The organism is Undibacterium sp. 14-3-2, assembly GCF_016595265.1.
Lineage (GTDB): Bacteria > Pseudomonadota > Gammaproteobacteria > Burkholderiales > Burkholderiaceae_D > Undibacterium > Undibacterium aquatile.
In genome coordinates this window covers 113,345-130,162 of record NZ_JAENGS010000003.1, presented here as the reverse complement: position 1 = coordinate 130,162, position 16,818 = coordinate 113,345, and the positions used below count along the sequence as shown (strand labels likewise).

Below are 16,818 nucleotides of genomic sequence, written 5' to 3'. Positions count from 1 at the left end.
TTTGCTTTGCGCAAATTACCTCACGTGGGCGAGTTTTTAATATGACTATGGCAACAAAATCCGATAGCACTGGTGCAATACAAAGTGAATCATCCGGGATGAGCCGCGATGAAATCCGTTCCGCCACATCATTAGCGTCGATCTTCGCCTTGCGCATGCTCGGTTTGTTTCTGATTTTGCCAGTCTTTGCGATACACGCGAAAACGCTGCCGGACGGCGATAACGCTTTGTTGGTCGGGCTGGCGATGGGGATTTATGGTCTGAGCCAGGCATTTGGTCAGATTCCATTTGGCATTGCATCCGATAAATTCGGTCGCAAACGTATCATCGTCATCGGTCTGATTTTATTTGCGGTCGGTGCGTTTGTCGCCGCATCCGCGACCACTGTCATGGACGTTTTGATCGGACGGGCGATTCAAGGCGCAGGTGCAATTTCCGCCGCCATTACTGCCTTAATCGCTGACTCGACGCGAGACGAACACAGAACCAAAGCGATGGCAATGGTGGGTGGCTCCATTGGTCTGACGTTTGCCTTGTCGCTGGTGATCGCCCCCTTGTTGTATCAGAGCATAGGTATGGGCGGCATTTTTGCGCTGACTGGGGTACTCTCGCTGATCGCGATTGGTGTCGTTTTGTATGTCACACCGGATGCCCCAGCCTTGCAGCACGAGCCTGTGCCCTTGTCCGTTGTCTTGAAAAACCGCGAACTGATGCGCTTAAATTATGGCGTGTTTGTGCTGCATCTGTCGCAGATGGCGATGTTTGTCGTCGTACCATCGGTGTTGGTTCAGTTTCTCGATTTGCCGGTTGCATCGCACTGGAAAATCTATTTACCGATTATGTTTGCATCGTTTATTGCGATGCTGCCAGCGATTTTTATCGGTGAAAAATATGGCAAGATGAAACAGGTGTTTGTCGGTGCGATTGCCTTACTGTTGTTGGTGCAGCTGGGTTTCTGGCAGTTCCTGCAACAGCCTTTTGCTTTGGTCAGTTTATTGTTTGCCTTTTTTGTGGCTTTCAATATTTTAGAAGCGAGTCAGCCATCATTAGTCTCGCGTATTGCGCCGCCTGCAGCGAAAGGTGCGGCACTGGGCGTGTATAACACCTTGCAAGCGATAGGCTTGTTTTGTGGCGGCGCTGTGGGTGGGTGGATCAAACAAAATCTTAGCGGATCAAGCGTCTTTATTGTGTGCGCAATAATGACGGTGCTGTGGCTTATAATCGCGATCAACATGCCCGACATTGCTAAACGTACGAAAGCAGCGCCCGCAGTGCAGGCTTAATTAATACACATTTGAATTACAGGAAAACAGGAGAATTACATGGCATCCGTGAATAAAGTCATCATCGTCGGCAATCTTGGCCGCGACCCTGAAACACGCTACATGCCAAGTGGTGACGCGATGACCAGCATTACCGTCGCGACAACCGATAGCTGGAAAGATAAAGCGACTGGCGAAAAGAAAGAACAGACCGAATGGCACCGCATTACCTTCTTCGGCAAACTTGCTGAAATCGCTGGCCAGTATCTGAAAAAAGGCTCACAAGTCTACGTCGAAGGCAGCTTACGCACTCGCAAATACACAGACAAAGACGGCGTAGAAAAATACGCAACCGACATCAAGGCGGACAGCATGCAGATGCTGGGCGGTCGTCAGGGCATGGGCGGCGGCGCAGCCATGGATGACAGTGGTTACGGCGGCGGAGCACCTGCTCCCGCGCCTCGCCAGGCCGCAGCGCCTGCGCCACGTCAGACTCCAGCTTCTCGCCCGGCACCGAACTTCTCAGACATGGACGACGATATTCCGTTTTAGAAATTACTTTTCGGATTTTGTAAATAAAAAAGCCTTGATTTATCAAGGCTTTTTTATTTGCAGAGAAAAATAAATACAAATTTTTCTTTATAAGATGTTTGCAATTTTATTGGCAAAAAGAAATATCTTTAATAACGATAAGTCTTTGATATATATGGAATTTTTTCCTCAGAAATAAAGAAAATTTATATCTTTAAAAGAAATGTAAATCAATGTAATTGTTAAAAAATAATTTCTTATATTGCATTATGATTTTCACGCATTAATCCGTCTCATTTTTTGGATAAATCGTCGGAGATTGATGACTGTATCCAAAAAATCATATCGGTCGCCGACATCGTACTCAAGGGTAATCCCGCGTAAATTGATCGTAAAAAATAAGCGCTGATCTCTATTCCGGTGGTAGTAGCGTGTACGCAGTGGCGACACGTTTTTCTGTCATTTGATCGCTCTTATTGATCTCTGCGACTCGATGGAAAAGAAGAGTATCCGGATTTATTGATTCCCTGCTGGCGAACATCGTTGTTGCCAGCAATAGGTTGATCTCAATTTCAAATTTAGTAGGTGAGGATTCCATATGTGGTCAGGAAATAAAACGCCGTCTCTCAAGCAAAGTATCGCTTTGACACTTTTGATATGCACAAGCGCTTGTGGGAATAGTTCCGGCAGTTCAGCCAATCCGGATAGCAATAACAATAGCTCAGCGGGATCGGGTTACGAGGTGGTAACGGTGACAAAACCTGAGAACCTTTCGCAGTATCGCGACTGGTATAAAAATGGCTACGACGCCTGTGTCGGTTTCGCGCAAATAAAAAATCTGCCAGTCAAGTCGTTTGTTGATATTCCAGCTGATTTCATTATCGATAAAGATACATACGTCAGCGATGGAAAAAATTATTCGCATACAACGGTCAGTAACGTCATCAAGGTCGATATGACTCCGGAAAGCGGCTGTGCCTCGTCGATCGCAAAAACGGAAACATTACGTGTTGTGAACAACGGAAACAGCTATCACATTGATGTTCAGGAAAATGGCGAGCGTGTCTCGCAGCCCGTGCAAGCAGAGACTAAAGGTGGCGAGGAAAATAGCGCAATCTATACCGATGCCAAGGTGGTCAATGGCATCCCATTGAAATGCTTGCCAGAAAGTGCGACGACGCAAATTGCAGGTCAGGTGTGCATGATTGAAACTCAGGGTTCGACCAAATTTATCGGCTACGACGGTAAATACGTGGCAGGTTATGTCAGGGCATTGACTGCAAAAGATCAGTTCGGTGTCGTCATTACTGAACCGGTTTCGGTGAAAGTCAGCGCGTCCATAGACCCTAAGGTTTTCAATATCAAATAATGACACAGTTGGCGCACAGTCGATTTCTACGCGGGCAAGCCATGATGGAATTTCTGGTATTTGTCGGCGTTGCAATCAGCCTTTTTTCAGGCATCTTATATCTTGGTAAATTCCATGATATTCAGGCCAATACGATCCAGGCGGCTCGTTATGCTGCATGGGAACGGACTGTGCACGATAACGCCAACTTATCAGGATTCCTGATTCAACAGTGGCTTCTGACGTAAAGAAATTTCAGCAATACGGACGCTAGAAAATCGGTGTGATCCGATAAAAATTTTGGCACAAATACATTGTAAAAATTTAACAAATATTTACTTAAGTTAAATCTTGTGTGCTGATGTTTTTTTATGAAAATATCAGCATATTATTCCGCCTGTTCTGACATGAATAAACTTCCTGTGTTTCTTTGAATCAGGTTTCTTGGGCAGAACATGCCTGCTGACAATGAACTCGTGTTCATTATTTTTTTATGTGGCAGGTTGCTCTCGGGAAAATAAATGGGGGCGTAGCGCCGGAGTTTGCGCTAATGCATAAAAAATGAATCTGGAATATGGTGCTGAAATGAAAGACATATCCAGTTTGCACAGATAGGCACAACTTGATATCGGTCAATATCGATCGCAGTGCGTCAGTCCTAGAATCGGATATGACATGCGCAAACAGTGTGTTTGTCTGACCGATCAAATTCAACAAGAAAAAGAGTCTACATTATGAAATGGTTTAACAACTTAAAAATTGCCTCCAAGTTATTGCTGTCATTTTCGATCGCAATCGTGCTGAGCATTTTTCTCGGTGTTTTTTCCATCGTCCAGTTAAGTAAGGTCAATGAAGCTGCAACTGCGGTTGCTACTAACTGGCTGCCAAGCATACAAGTCTTGGGCCGGGTAAAAATGGCGATGGCACGCATCCGCAGTTTTGAACAACAGCATATTCTGGCAACGACGCCGGAGGATATGCAGACCGCAGAAAAAAATGCTGCAAAGCAGGTCGACGATTTGATCTCTTTACAAAAAAAATATGAGTCGCTGATCAGTGAAGAAGAAGAGAAAAAGATTTATCCGGAAGTAGCAAAAAGCATTACTGTATTTCTGGCGGAGCACGCCAAGATCGTTGAGTATTCTTCTAAGCGGACGAAAGAAGAGGCCATTACGTTGATGCGCGGCGAATCGACGAAGGTGTATCGTGCCATGCTGGCCGAGGTGGATAAGCTGGCCGACGTGAATGATGCCGGTGCTGAGAAGTCGAGTGAATTTGCAGGAAAAACTTATAGCGATTCCAGAACCTGGATCGTCGTACTGATTGTCGTGATTGCGGTTCTGTCATTTACGTTCGCTTACTGGATTGCGCGCTTAATTTCCATGAAGCTGAATGAGGCCGTGACGATTGCAAATACGATCGCAGGCGGTAATCTGAATCAGCAAATTCAAGTCACTTCAGAAGACGAAACAGGCCTCTTGCTGCAGGCATTAAAAGAAATGAACGGTAGTTTGCAGAATATTGTCGGCCAGGTGCGCGATGGAACAGATACGATTGCGACAGCGTCGGCGCAGATCGCCAGTGGTAATCTGGATTTGTCTTCGCGTACAGAACAACAAGCAAGCTCGCTTGAAGAAACCGCATCGTCCATGGAAGAACTGACCTCCACCGTAAAACAAAACGTGGACAATGCCCGTCAGGCCAATGTGCTTGCGGTGGCAGCTTCTGAAGTTGCGGTCAAAGGCGGTGCAGTTGTTTCGCAGGTGGTCGATACGATGGGGGCGATCGATACTTCGTCTAAGAAAATTGTCGATATCATCAGTGTGATTGATGGCATCGCTTTTCAGACAAATATTCTGGCGCTGAATGCTGCCGTTGAGGCTGCGCGTGCTGGTGAGCAGGGACGTGGTTTTGCTGTGGTTGCCAGTGAAGTGCGTAGTCTCGCACATCGCTCCGCCAGTGCTGCGAAGGAAATCAAGCAGTTGATTGATGATTCCGTTAGTAAAGTTGATACCGGTAGCCGTCTGGTGGACCAGGCTGGTGTGATGATGGAAGAAATTGTTAACAGCGTGAAACGTGTCACTGACATCATGGGAGAAATTACCTCAGCCAGTATTGAACAGGAAGCCGGAATCGAACAAATTAATCAGGCGATTACGGAAATGGATACTGTTACCCAGCAGAATGCCGCACTGGTGGAAGAGGCCGCCGCTGCCGCTGCTTCTTTACAGGATCAGGCTGCAGATCTGGCGCAAGTGGTCAGCGTGTTTCAGTTGTCCGGTGGCAGTGCTATTAATCTGAGAAGCACAGCAAAAGAAGTGAGAGAAACGAAGACTCAGAGCCGCATCAGCCAGGCAAAACACGAGCCTGCATTGAAGAAAAGTAAAAAGGCGACACCACAACTGACCAGCGTAAGCGCAGCTAAACCTGCCAGAAATGATGAGTGGGAAGAGTTCTGAGTTTTAAGTTCAGAATAACGATATTAAGATAAAAAATGCACTCGACATAAAATCGAGTGCATTTTTCATTTTGGCAGAGCGCTGATAGAGCAGACCAGTCTGGCCATTTTTCCGGTACTGGAAAAATCATGTTCGGTGCTTATTTTTTGTCAGCTTTGGCAGTTTCTTTTTTGGCTGCGTTGGCTTTTGCTAATTCAGTTTTTTGCGCTTCGTACCAGATCATTCCTTCCATACCAACTTCTTCACCCTGAGCGCGCGCCTGCACCAGTTCAGCGACAACTTCGGCACGGGTCTTAGGGGCTGGAGTCGTTGTTTCTGCTGCAAAGACTGCATTTGTGCTGAGGCTGATCAGGCCAGCAATGAATAAATATGTCGTTTTCATTTAAGTTTCCAATTCAGTTATCAAGAGTCAAGATGCCCTATCCCTGATGCTTATGCTGCCGATAGCATTGCGGCCTACATACAACCCGGTAAAAGTGGTCTTTGAGTGTGCCGAACGACGATCTATAAGGTGGGGATCTGGCTTTGTTGAATAAGCGTATGGTGTAAAAGGCTTATTGACGGACGAAGTGTAGGCTTTTCTTTTTAATCAAAAAAGACGAGTATCGGGAATATACTATTGCTTATAGCGGAATAATAAGGGGCTTGAAAAATGGACAGGCTACAATCAATGCGCATATTTTCCAAGGTCGTTGAGTTGGGCGGATTTGCCAGAGCCGCAGTTGCTCTGGAGATGTCAAATGCCGTTGTGACCCGCTACGTCGCAGACCTTGAATCACATCTCGGTACGCGCTTATTAAACCGGACTACGCGCAAATTATCGCTTACTGAAACCGGACATGTTTATCTCGAACGCGTCCGCCAGATTTTGGCTGATATCGAAGATGCTGATGCGATTGCTGCAACATCAGCAAAAAAGCCGAGTGGCACCTTGCGGATTTATTCGGTGCCGGGCTTTGGCGTGTCACAACTGGCCCCTTTGCTGCCACTTTTTGCAAAAAAATTCCCCGATATTATTCTGGACATCAAAATTTCTTCGCATTCTATCGATATGGTGGAAGAGGGGATTGATGTTGGTTTTTTTCTTGATTTACAAAAAATCGATAGCAGTATGGTCGCCCGTCAACTGGCAGCACCGGAAGTCATGTTGTGCGCGACACCTGAATATCTGCGAGTCAACGGCACACCGCAAACTTTAGACGATATCTCTCAACATCGGTGCCTGAATTATGGCTTTGATTTTATGCGTCATAATTGGATGATTCACGAGCGGGATGCGGAAGAGTTTTCTTATCCCGGGAAATCAAAACAAGCGTTAAAGCAGATACCAGTCAATAGCCGGGTTGTTTCGAATAACACAGATATTCTTCGGGAATGCGCTCTTGCTGATATGGGCCTGGTCTTGTTGCCATCCTATTCGTTGGAAAATGATATCCGTAGCGGTCGCCTGATCCGGCTGCTTCCTGATCACTTGTTTGGTAGTGTCACTATTTTCATGGCTTACCCCAGTCGCCGTTTGCTTTCTGCAAAAGTCCGAAGTTTTATTAATTTCATCGTTGAAAAATTTCCGCACGCTGGCATGACGCAGCAGACACTTTGATCTGCCATAAAAAAATTGCATGTACCCTGAGCTAGAACAGTCTGTGAACTGATGATTTCACTTATTATTAGATTGGCATCCTGAAGGTAGGCGTTTTTAACACTGGTGTTGTATCACTTGGCTCACTTGTTCAGTCAGGGGTGGTGATTTTAGTCGCCGTATGTTCAGGGTATCGCTGTCAGCGAAGTTGAATCGGTATTGATCTGAGAATCAACAGTGCGGCTGAGGAAATTTCCACTAGACGTCAGGAACAAAGGTGATGAAGTATGTTGCATGGATATCGGTATCAAAAATCCCGAAATGATCGCTCTGACGATGTATCTGCCGGACTTCCTGGGCAGCTGATATCAATGACGTCAGTGACGCTGCTGCTTGCGTTGCTGGCAGGCTGTACGTTATCTGCACCGGCACATCAATCGTCTGCATTGCCTGTTGCTGAGGTTTATACCGAGGCACCGGCGCACGATGCAGGTATCCCTGCCACTCAGATCAGTTGGCAAACGTATTTTACTGACCCGGCTCTGCGTCATCTCATTGAGCTGGCCTTAGCCAATAATCGCGACGTGCGCATTGCTTTGTTGCGTGTGCAGGAAATGCGCGCGGCTTACGGCATACAACGGGCAGATCGTTTGCCTACGATTGCTGGCAGTCTGGATGCGACGCGTACTGCTGTGCCCGGCGATCTGAATGTATCGGGTCGACCAGTTGTTGGTAACCAGTTTCAGCTTGGTGTTGGCTTCAGTAGCTGGGAGATTGATTTTTGGGGGCGTGTGAGCAGTCTGAATGCGGCTGCATTGGAAACGTATCTTGCCAGCGATGCGACCCGCCGTGCGACGGCACTGAGTCTGATCACACAAGTAGCGAACAATTATCTTGCTTTGCGCGAAACGGATGAGCGTCTGATAATGGCACAACGCACTGTCGCGAGTCGCGCCGAATCCTTGCGTATATTTCGTCGTCGTGTCGATCTGGGGGCAACTTCCAGACTTGAACTGACGCAGGTCGAGTTGTTGTCGCAACAGGCAATGGCATTGCAGGCGCAACTCGAACATACGCGTGCGACCCAGATCAATGCGTTGACCTTGTTGGTGGGGGGACCGCTGCAACTTCCGCCTGCGTCCGGGCAATTCAATGCTCTGCCTCCATTACCTGAATTGAAGGCTGGGTTGCCCTCAGATCTGTTATTGCAGCGACCGGACATACTCGCTACCGAACATGCGCTGCGATCAGCACAAGCGAATATGGTTGTCGCCCGAGCCGCTTTTTTCCCCCGAATTGCCTTAACCGCATTTGCTGGTACGGCAAGTGCCGAGTTAAACGGATTATTCAGCAGTAGCAGTCAGGCATGGACTTTTTCACCGGGCATTACCTTACCGATTTTTGACAGTGGCAGACGCGAGGCAGTTACTGAAGTCGCCCGGTTGCGGCGCGAGCAGGCTGTTGCCCATTATGAGCAAACAGTGCAGGCTGCTTTCAGGGATGTTGCTGATGCTTTAGCTGCGCGCCACTGGTTGGCAGCACAGGAAGGAATTGCGCGCGAGACCCTGAAAGTGCAGGCTGAGCGTGCACGGTTGGCGAAGCTACGCTATGACCATGGTTCGGCGCGCTATCTGGAAGTGTTGGATGCAGAACGTGATTTGCTGTCGAGCGAGCAGCAATTGGTACAAATACATCGCGCCAGCCTGTCAGCACAGGTCGCACTTTTCGCAGCACTTGGCGGCGGCAGTCAGTTTGCTGATGAATTATCTGTGTCTACTGTCGATCCCGTATCGGTACCCAAAAACAATAAGGAATAAACGCATGAATCCGACTATCAAAAAAATCGTCTTGCTTGTTACAGTAGTTGCCATTGCAATCACTGCCTATGTTGTTTATCAGCGCCGGAATGGGGCAGATCCTAGTGACAGTGTGGTGAGCGGTAATGGTCGTATTGAAGCGACTGAAATTGATGTCGCGACCAAGCTCGGTGGGCGGGTGCAGGAGATTCTTGTTGCCGAGGGTGAGTTTGTCAAAGCAGGGCAATTGCTGGCGCGTATGCAAATCGATAGTTTGCAGGCGCAAAGAGATGAAGCCGTAGCACGTCAGCAGCAAGCTGAATATGCGGTGAAAGGTGCCGAAGCACAGGTGGCCTTACGCGAGAGTGATTTGCAGGCAACGCAGGCGTTGGTCGTGCAGCGCGAAAGTGAACTCGATGCGGCACAACGGCGTTTGGCTCGCTCAGAGACACTGTTCAAAGAAGGCGCCTCATCCGGTCAGGAACTCGACGACGATCGCGCACGTGTCAGCAGTGCGGCTGCCGCACTTGCCGCTACCAAGGCCCAGGTCCGGGCGGCAAATGCGGCAGTGACTGCTGCGGTGACGCAGGTCACAGGTTCACAATCGAGTGTCAGGGCCGCTGCCGCGACCACTGCCCGCATCGATGTTGAACTGGCTGACAGCGAATTGAAAGCGCCGCGTGCCGGGCGGGTTCAGTATCGTGTTGCGCAGCCGGGTGAAATTCTGGGCGGCGGTGGCAAGGTGCTGAATCTGGTTGATCTCTCAGATGTCTACATGACGTTTTTTGTGCCGGAAAGCATTGCGGGGAAAGTTGCACTGGGCAGCGAGGTGCGTATTGTTCTGGATGCGGCGCCGCAGTTTGTGATCCCAGCCAAAGTGTCGTTTGTCGCCAGCACGGCGCAGTTCACTCCGAAGACCGTTGAAACTGCCAGCGAACGTCAGAAATTGATGTTTCGTGTGAAAGCCAGAATTGATCGTGATTTATTGCTCAAGTACCTGCAACAGGTAAAAACGGGTTTACCTGGCGTGGCGTGGATTAAGCCAGATACGCAGGCTGCATGGCCAGCATCGCTGAATTTGAAAGCACTGCCGTGAGCCTGTCTGCTTCAACATCAACTGTCGTGCGTGGTCAAAACCTGCGGCTGAATTACGCCAAGGTTTGTGCGCTGGATGATATTACGCTGGATATCCCAGCAAATTGTATGGTGGGGATTATTGGCCCCGATGGTGTTGGTAAATCCAGCTTGTTATCGCTGATTTCCGGCGCACGCGCCTTGCAGCAGGGATATCTTGACGTGCTCGGCGGCGATATGGCCAGCCGTCACCATCGTGAGCAGGTCTGCCCCCGCATTGCGTATATGCCGCAGGGGCTCGGTAAGAATCTTTCCCCGACTTTGTCGGTTGAAGAAAATCTGCAATTCTTTGCCAGTCTGTTTGGACATGATGCGATCGAGAGCCGTCGTCGCATTGATGAATTGACGCGCAGTACCGGCTTGTCTCCTTTTCTGGATAGGCCAGCGAGCAAATTATCCGGCGGTATGAAACAGAAACTCGGTTTGTGTTGTGCGCTGATTCACGATCCGGATTTACTTATTCTGGATGAGCCGACTACTGGTGTCGATCCACTGGCTCGTGCGCAATTCTGGGATCTGATTGCGCGTATTCGCGTCAGTCGTCCAGGTATGAGTGTCATCGTTGCGACGGCGTATATGGATGAAGCGCAAGGGTTTGACTGGCTGGTCGCGATGGATGATGGTCAGGTGCTGGCAATCGGAACACCTGCCGAACTGATGCAGAAAACGGCGACCCTCTCGCTGGAGGCAGCCTTCATTGGTTTGCTGCCGGAGATCAAGCGGCGTGGACACCAGCGAGTCGAAATCCCGCCGCTGACGATGGCTGACAGTGCTGCTGTCGCAATTGAGGCACAAAATCTGACGATGCGTTTCGGCGATTTTGTGGCGGTTGACCATGTCAGTTTTCGTATCCGGCGCGGCGAAATATTTGGCTTTCTCGGTTCCAATGGTTGCGGTAAATCGACCACGATGAAAATGTTGACAGGTTTGCTGCCTGCGACTGAAGGTGATGCATGGTTGTTTGGTCAGAAAGTGAATCCGCACGATATCGCGATTCGTCGTCGTGTCGGTTATATGTCGCAGTCGTTTTCCTTGTATGCCGAGCTGAATGTGCAACAGAATCTGATATTGCATGCGCGCTTATTCCATGTGCCTGAATCGGAAGTCGCGACGCGTGTGGCGGATATGGTGGCACGTTTTGATTTGCAGGATGTTGTTGACATGCTGCCGGATAAACTGCCACTCGGCATACGGCAACGTCTGTCACTGGCCGTTGCGATGGTGCACCAACCCGAATTGCTGATTCTGGATGAACCGACGTCTGGCGTTGATCCTGTCGCACGTGATAATTTCTGGCGATTGATGATAGAGCTGGCGCGGCGCGACCACGTTACCATTTTTATCTCCACTCATTTCATGAATGAGGCTGAACGCTGCGACCGTATTTCGCTGATGCATGCGGGACGCGTACTTGCCAGCGATGCACCGGCAGCATTAGTTGCACAACGGGGTGCAGCAACACTGGAACAAGCATTTATCGATTATCTGCTTGAAGCCGATGGGGGCGATGTTCCGCAACCAGTTTCTGATGCTAACGTGGTGGATAGTGTCAACAACGCAGTACTGCCTGCGTCTTCCGCCACATCAGCATCAAGCTTCAGACAACGTTGCCGGCGCAGCCTTGGACGTATCTACACCTATACCTGGCGTGAAGCACTGGAATTAAGGCGCGACCCTGTTCGCAGCACGCTGGCGCTACTGGGATCCTTATTGCTGATGTTTGTGATGGGGTATGGCATCAGCATGGACGTTGAAAATTTACGCTTTGCCGTACTCGACCGGGATCAATCTGTATTAAGCCAGAATTACATCCTCAATCTTGCGGGATCGCGTTATTTTGTTGAGCATGCGCCGATTGCTGATTATGCCGAATTAGATAGGCGAATGCGTAGCGGCGAGTTGTCACTGGCGATAGAAATTCCACCTGGCTTTGCCCGCGATGTAGAGCGAGGTAAATCTGTGCAGATTGGTGCCTGGGTGGATGGCGCTATGCCACAACGCGCAGAAACGGTGAATGGCTATGTGCAAGGCATGCACCAGCAATGGTTCTTACAGCAGGTGCATGAACGTACCGGATCAACTTTGTCAGGTGTCACCAGTGTGGAGACCCGTTATCGGTATAACCCTGATGTGAAGAGTTTGCCATCAATGGTGCCGGCGGTGATTCCGTTATTGTTGTTGATGTTGCCTGCAATGCTGACGGCACTGGCGGTTGTGCGTGAAAAGGAGTTGGGTTCGATTATTAATTTTTATGTGACTCCGACAACGCGCAGCGAATTTTTGCTTGGCAAGCAAGTGCCGTATGTCGCGTTGGCAATGCTGAATTTTCTTTTAATGAGCCTTGCTGCCGTCACGATATTCGACGTACCCGTAAAGGGAAATTTCTTTGTTTTATTGCTTGCCGCGTGGTTGTTCAGCATTTGTTCAACGGGAATGGGGTTATTAGCTTCAGCATTAACTCGCAGCCAGATTGCAGCCATGTTTTTTACCATGATAGGAACGATGATTCCGGCCGTTCAGTTTGCCGGGCTGATCAATCCTGTTTCTTCGCTGGAAGGTATCGGGCGTCTGGTTGGACAGATTTATCCGGCAACGTACATGTTTAATATCAGCCGCGGCGTCTTCAGCAAGGCACTGGGTTTTGATGATTTGCGCGCGGCATTCTGGCCCTTGTTGCTGGCAATTCCCGTTATTCTCGGCGCGGCGATTGCCTTGCTGAAAAAGCAGGAGCGCTGATATGCAACGTCATCTGGCAAATATCTATCGTCTGGGCGTCAAAGAGTTATGGAGTCTCTGGCGTGATCCCATGATGCTGGCGCTGATTATTTATACGTTCACTGCGGCGATTTATGTGGCCGGGACGGCGATGCCGGAAACCCTGAACCGCGCACCGATTGCGATTGTGGATGAAGATGATTCTGCTTTATCAGTGCGGATCATCTCTGCATTTTATCCACCGCAATTTACCAAACCAGTACGTATCAACCAGGCTCAGGTTGACCCCGGGCTTGATGCCGGACTCTACACATTTGTTCTGATCATTCCACCTGATTTTCAGCGCGATGTTATTGCCGGGAAGGCACCTCAGCTTCAGTTGAATGTCGATGCGACGCGCATGAGCCAGGCATTTTCCGGCAACGGTGCGATACAGCAAATCATCATGGGGGAAGTCAATGAATTTGTGCAACGTTATCGTGACACGCCCACACAGCCCGTAGAACTTGCACTACGTTCGCGTTTTAATCCGGCACTCAATCCATCCTGGTTTGGCTCATTGATGGAGCTGGTGAATAACATTACGATGCTCTCAATTATTCTGACGGGCGCGGCGCTTATTCGTGAACGCGAGCATGGTACGGTAGAACACTTATTGGTGATGCCTGTGACACCGACTGAAATTATGTTGGCAAAAGTCTGGTCGATGGCATTGGTTGTGCTCGTTGCCGTGTTGGTCTCGCTGACCGTTATTATTCAAGGCGCCTTGCGTGTTCCGATTGATGGCTCCATCCCCTTATTCCTCATTGGTGTGACTTTGCATCTGTTTGCAACAACATCTATGGGAATTTTTATGGCAACTCTGGCACGGAGCATGCCGCAGTTTGGGTTGTTGATGATGCTGACGATGATGCCGCTGGAAATGTTGTCCGGTGGTATGACACCACGCGAAAGTATGCCCGTTTTTGTTCAATGGCTGATGTCTCTGGCGCCTACGACGCATTTTACCGAGTTGAGTCAGGCCATTTTGTATCGCGGTGCCGGTTTTGAAGTTGTGTGGCGGGCTTTTTTTGCATTGTTAGTAATTGGTTCGGTGTTGTTCATGCTCTCGTTGGCACGTTTCCGCAAAACCTTAGGGCAGATGGCTTAAATCGAAAACTAAAAAATTATTAAAACGATAAATAATAGGCCGTATTAACAAGCGTAAGCGCTCACCAAATTTATATTTTGGAAATAAAAAAGCTGATGAAATTCAGTTTTTTAAGAGAATAATAAATTTTTTATAATTTCAATGAAAAAAAAGTATAGTTTTTTTTAGTTTCGTAACATTACGTGTCAACCGAAGTGGCTTCCGGCTCGTTTTTCGACTCATAGAATCTTTGCCCGTACTTTTAACGCAGCGGAGATTCCCCAACAGGAGTCTGAAAAATGATTTACGAAATTTTGGTTCGCCCTTCCGATAATAAAAAGATGACGTCTGACAATCTGATCTGGATTGAGACCGATATGCCTTCCCGTTCCTTTGAAAAATGGATGCGTGATCGTGCATTGTTAGATGGAAGTGGACATGCGCCTATCGTTCGCTGGAGTATCGTACAGACTCAGCGTCCAGCGCATTTCAAATTGGCGACCCAGGCTAAAGCGTTGAAAAGCCGTATTTCAGAATTAATGAGCGGTATCGCGGAAGTAACAGCGGTTCCAGATGCGACGAAAGCACTGAGTGCGTTCCGCCTGAAAGCAAAAACACCAGAATTGGCTGGCGCGTTCCACTAAGTACGATGCCGCATAAAAAAAGCACGACAGACAGCAATGTCGATCGTGCTTTTTGTGTTTTGACCGTATTAACGCGGAACGTTCAGCGTTAATACATCCCGGTCAGAATTCTTCCCAATCCTGATTTGACGTTGATGCCGTCGTAATTTGTTTGCGAGGTGCAGGCGCAGCTTTGACCGGACGCACCGCCGCAGTGGCTGGTTTAACAGTGCGTACTGGTGTTTTGGTTGCCGTACTGGCCGTTTGCAACTGACCTGCAATTTTGAACTGCGCCACGACTTGCGTCAGATTATCCGATTGTTCACGCATACTTTCCGCCGCAGCAGCCGCTTCCTCAACCAGCGCAGCATTCTGTTGCGTCATCTCATCCATCTGATTGATCGCCATATTTACTTGCTCAATACCCGCGCTCTGTTCCTGACTGGCCGAACTGATTTCCGACATGATGTCAGCGACACGCTGCACGCTGGTCACGATTTCCTGCATTGTGCTACCGGCGTTATCCACCAGACGACTACCGTGCTCCACTTTACTGACAGAGTCATCAATCAACTGCTTAATCTCTTTCGCTGCCGAAGCACTACGTTGTGCCAGATTACGCACTTCCGATGCAACCACTGCAAAACCACGACCCTGTTCACCCGCACGAGCGGCCTCGACTGCTGCATTCAACGCCAGAATATTCGTCTGAAAGGCAATCCCATCAATCACTGCAATAATATCGACAATCTTATTCGAGCTGGCCTTGATTGAACCCATCGTTTCGACGACCTGATCAACGACCTCTCCGCCTTTAATTGCCACACCCGTTGCCGTCACCACCAACTGATTTGCCTGACGCGCATTGTCCGCATTTTGTTTCACTGTTGAAGTCAGCTCTTCCATCGAAGACGCCGTCTCTTCGAGCGAACTGGCCTGAGATTCTGTTCTGGAGGATAAGTCAGCATTACCGGAAGCGATTTCAGCAGCGGCAACATTAATCGCGTCGGTGCCATTACGCACATCGGCAATCACATGACTGAGACCGCTGCTGACACCGTTAATGGCAGTGATCAAGGTACCGATTTCATCATTACGGTGAACATCAACAACCTCCGTCAAATCGCCCATCGCCATTTTCTGAGCGACATTCGTTGCCTGAATCAAGGGTTCTGTAATCGAACGGGTGAGCAGCCAGCCGGTAACGATAGCCAGAGTGGTGGTGAGAAGAATCAAAACGATGAGTAAAGTGCGGCTGCGTTCGTAATTCGCCTGGATTTCAGCGGCCATTGCGTCGATCTGTGAGCGTTGCAATGCCTGCATTTCTTCTACTTTTTTCACATAGCTTAGCGCAGTCGGCATGAATGTCTTTTCAAGTAACTGGTTCGCTTCGTCGGTATTTCCCTCTTTTTTCAGTGCCACGACTTTATTACGCGTGGACAAATAGGCTTCACGAAGTTTTTCAACCTCTTTCAAGAGTTTAATTTCTTGTTCACTCTGAAGTTGTTTTACGATTAATTTGAATAAGTCTGCTGAGACTTTAGTTGATTCAGCCCCTTCTGCCTCAAAAAAAACGGCTAAAGAAGGATCACTACTTTTAGCGATTGCGGCTGTTCTGCGGATTGCTGTGTGTATATAGCGATACCAATCGCTGATCAGGCGCTCGGTTGCAAGAGGTTCTTCTAATAAGGTTTTGGTCGATGTGGCAACTGTGTTGAGTTGAGTTAAGCCGACCAACGTAGCGAAAATAGAAAAGACGAGGATAAGGGCGAAGCCCAGGCCTAGTCGTTTTCCGACGGAGAGCTGTTTGAGCAGTGAGTTCATATATATTCCATTTCTCTAATGCATGAGGTGCACTGATTGAGGATTGTTGTAATGTGATGATTGCGAGGGTATTCGGATATGAAAGAAAAAACATTGCCGCAATTGCTGCGGTTTCATATGTCCGGCATTATATTCGTTAACCAGCGAAGGACATAGGACGTTTTTTTGTTCCAAAGCAACATCGTGATCTATATAGTTTTGTGTGGGTTTTTACTTCACCGGGGCTTTGCTGGATTGTTGAAAAAATTGTTGAGTCTTTTTAATTTAGCTGTTCTCTTCAGCTTAGCAAGATCTGATGCACTGATGGCCTGAAGTATATTCAGTCATTGATCGGCGTTGTTAACGAATGCGCTTTCATATTTTTCCACGATGCCGCATAAAAAAAGCACGACAGACAGCAATGTCGATCGTGCTTTTT

Annotated in this window: 13 protein-coding genes; 11 read left to right on the top strand and 2 right to left on the bottom strand. The window is 48.5% G+C overall.

What is annotated here, in order from left to right:
- Positions 1–98: 98 nt before the first annotated feature.
- The 5 genes from Undi14_RS08485 (at position 99) to Undi14_RS08465 (ending at position 5,600) form a co-directional block, all read left to right on the top strand.
- Positions 99–1,283, top strand: coding sequence for an MFS transporter (locus tag Undi14_RS08485; RefSeq protein ID WP_200179922.1), 1,185 nt, complete (start codon positions 99–101; stop codon positions 1,281–1,283).
- A 39-nt stretch (positions 1,284–1,322) separates the two neighbouring features.
- Positions 1,323–1,814 carry a single-stranded DNA-binding protein gene (gene ssb, locus Undi14_RS08480; RefSeq protein WP_200179450.1) on the top strand — a complete coding sequence of 164 codons (492 nt, stop codon included), beginning with the start codon at positions 1,323–1,325 and terminating at the stop codon, positions 1,812–1,814.
- Positions 1,815–2,544: 730 nt separating this feature from the next.
- On the top strand, positions 2,545–3,162 hold the full coding sequence (locus tag Undi14_RS08475; RefSeq protein WP_200179449.1) for a hypothetical protein: 618 nt from the start codon (positions 2,545–2,547) through the stop codon (positions 3,160–3,162).
- A gap of 41 nt (positions 3,163–3,203) precedes the next feature.
- The gene (locus Undi14_RS08470; protein ID WP_200179446.1) at positions 3,204–3,389 is read left to right on the top strand and encodes a hypothetical protein; all 186 of its coding nucleotides are present in this window, start codon (positions 3,204–3,206) and stop codon (positions 3,387–3,389) included.
- Positions 3,390–3,875: 486 nt separating this feature from the next.
- Positions 3,876–5,600, top strand: coding sequence for a methyl-accepting chemotaxis protein (locus tag Undi14_RS08465; protein WP_200179444.1), 1,725 nt, complete (start codon positions 3,876–3,878; stop codon positions 5,598–5,600).
- Positions 5,601–5,739: 139 nt separating this feature from the next.
- Here Undi14_RS08465 and Undi14_RS08460 read toward each other — a convergent pair whose 3' ends face one another.
- Entirely contained in the window at positions 5,740–5,982 is a 243-nt protein-coding gene (locus Undi14_RS08460; protein WP_200179442.1) for a DUF4148 domain-containing protein, read from the bottom strand.
- 288 nt (positions 5,983–6,270) lie between these two features.
- Between Undi14_RS08460 and Undi14_RS08455 the strand changes: the two genes are divergently transcribed.
- The 6 genes from Undi14_RS08455 (at position 6,271) to Undi14_RS08430 (ending at position 14,597) form a co-directional block, all read left to right on the top strand.
- On the top strand, positions 6,271–7,200 hold the full coding sequence (locus Undi14_RS08455) for a LysR family transcriptional regulator (RefSeq protein WP_370589921.1): 930 nt from the start codon (positions 6,271–6,273) through the stop codon (positions 7,198–7,200).
- Positions 7,201–7,550: 350 nt separating this feature from the next.
- A complete protein-coding gene (locus Undi14_RS08450; RefSeq protein WP_200179437.1) occupies positions 7,551–8,996 on the top strand; it encodes an efflux transporter outer membrane subunit in 1,446 nt (481 codons plus the stop codon).
- Between the two features lie 4 nt (positions 8,997–9,000).
- Positions 9,001–10,071 carry an HlyD family secretion protein gene (locus Undi14_RS08445; RefSeq protein ID WP_200179435.1) on the top strand — a complete coding sequence of 357 codons (1,071 nt, stop codon included), beginning with the start codon at positions 9,001–9,003 and terminating at the stop codon, positions 10,069–10,071.
- The gene (gene rbbA, locus Undi14_RS08440; protein ID WP_200179433.1) at positions 10,035–12,845 is read left to right on the top strand and encodes a ribosome-associated ATPase/putative transporter RbbA; all 2,811 of its coding nucleotides are present in this window, start codon (positions 10,035–10,037) and stop codon (positions 12,843–12,845) included. The genes Undi14_RS08445 and rbbA overlap by 37 nt, the downstream gene beginning before the upstream one ends.
- Before the next feature lies 1 nt (position 12,846).
- A complete protein-coding gene (locus Undi14_RS08435; protein WP_200179431.1) occupies positions 12,847–13,974 on the top strand; it encodes an ABC transporter permease in 1,128 nt (375 codons plus the stop codon).
- A 278-nt stretch (positions 13,975–14,252) separates the two neighbouring features.
- Complete coding sequence (locus Undi14_RS08430) at positions 14,253–14,597, top strand: hypothetical protein (RefSeq protein WP_186897745.1); 345 nt, start codon at positions 14,253–14,255, stop codon at positions 14,595–14,597.
- A 102-nt stretch (positions 14,598–14,699) separates the two neighbouring features.
- Here Undi14_RS08430 and Undi14_RS08425 read toward each other — a convergent pair whose 3' ends face one another.
- Entirely contained in the window at positions 14,700–16,400 is a 1,701-nt protein-coding gene (locus Undi14_RS08425; protein ID WP_200179429.1) for a methyl-accepting chemotaxis protein, read from the bottom strand.
- Positions 16,401–16,818 lie beyond the last annotated feature (418 nt).

Excerpts from the sequence above, each read along its gene's own strand:
- Undi14_RS08485 (WP_200179922.1), top strand. The coding sequence starts at position 99 with ATGAGCCGCGATGAAATCCGTTCCGCCACATCATTAGCGTCGATCTTC.
- ssb (WP_200179450.1), top strand. The coding sequence starts at position 1,323 with ATGGCATCCGTGAATAAAGTCATCATCGTCGGCAATCTTGGCCGCGAC.
- Undi14_RS08470 (WP_200179446.1), top strand. The coding sequence starts at position 3,204 with ATGATGGAATTTCTGGTATTTGTCGGCGTTGCAATCAGCCTTTTTTCA.
- Undi14_RS08465 (WP_200179444.1), top strand. The coding sequence starts at position 3,876 with ATGAAATGGTTTAACAACTTAAAAATTGCCTCCAAGTTATTGCTGTCA.
- Undi14_RS08460 (WP_200179442.1), bottom strand. The coding sequence starts at position 5,982 with ATGAAAACGACATATTTATTCATTGCTGGCCTGATCAGCCTCAGCACA.
- Undi14_RS08455 (WP_370589921.1), top strand. The coding sequence starts at position 6,271 with ATGCGCATATTTTCCAAGGTCGTTGAGTTGGGCGGATTTGCCAGAGCC.
- Undi14_RS08450 (WP_200179437.1), top strand. The coding sequence starts at position 7,551 with ATGACGTCAGTGACGCTGCTGCTTGCGTTGCTGGCAGGCTGTACGTTA.
- Undi14_RS08445 (WP_200179435.1), top strand. The coding sequence starts at position 9,001 with ATGAATCCGACTATCAAAAAAATCGTCTTGCTTGTTACAGTAGTTGCC.
- rbbA (WP_200179433.1), top strand. The coding sequence starts at position 10,035 with ATGGCCAGCATCGCTGAATTTGAAAGCACTGCCGTGAGCCTGTCTGCT.
- Undi14_RS08435 (WP_200179431.1), top strand. The coding sequence starts at position 12,847 with ATGCAACGTCATCTGGCAAATATCTATCGTCTGGGCGTCAAAGAGTTA.
- Undi14_RS08430 (WP_186897745.1), top strand. The coding sequence starts at position 14,253 with ATGATTTACGAAATTTTGGTTCGCCCTTCCGATAATAAAAAGATGACG.
- Undi14_RS08425 (WP_200179429.1), bottom strand. The coding sequence starts at position 16,400 with ATGAACTCACTGCTCAAACAGCTCTCCGTCGGAAAACGACTAGGCCTG.